This window comes from Bizionia gelidisalsuginis (assembly GCF_008086185.1).
Classification (GTDB): domain Bacteria; phylum Bacteroidota; class Bacteroidia; order Flavobacteriales; family Flavobacteriaceae; genus Bizionia; species Bizionia saleffrena.
The window spans coordinates 1-610 of sequence record NZ_VSKN01000106.1; the positions used below are offsets into that span (position 1 = coordinate 1).

Here is a 610-nt window from a genome sequence, read left to right on the forward strand (position 1 = left end):
TAAATAGGCCTCTGTATACGGTTTCTGTTCGTCAGTACCGAGTTTTGTAGTCTCGCTTTCTTCAGATGTAACTTTGCAGTTACCTCCCTTGCGACTTACTAATGCTTCTAGGCGTTACCCCAGCGCATAAGGGACTTGCACCCTCTAGATTAATTACTTACTTTGCTGTAAGTTAAAGATGCCCATACTGGGCACACACACCGTATATAAAACATAAAGGATCAGTTTTCTACCTAGAGTGAAAACACAAAACAATCACAGCGTTGAACCGAAAATTAAAGTCTTAAAAACCTTTACTTTCCATATACAAAAACGTTACAACACATTTGAGAAAAACATTTCGCTAAACCAAAAGACCAGTTCACTCATTTTGACTTTTATTATGTAAAGGCTAACTTTAAATTTGATGGAAATAAACAAAATATGAAACGATTATTAATTTTTGCTTTACTACTATCTTTCAGTAAAACTATTTTATCTCAACAAATAAAAACTGACTCGCTTCTGACTGAAAAGCTGAACGCTGAATGGATTTTGAAATTCAAAAGTATTAACTCAAAAAAATTGAAATTAGAATTCATTAAGGAAAAAATTTACTATGATAGTAAGT

General features: G+C 32.8%; 1 protein-coding gene. It reads left to right on the forward strand.

Features of this window, described 5'->3' with window-relative positions; genetic code table 11:
* Positions 1-423 precede the first annotated feature (423 nt).
* On the forward strand, positions 424-610 hold a 187-nt coding region (locus ES677_RS15565; RefSeq protein ID WP_211357904.1), incomplete at its 3' end, for a hypothetical protein.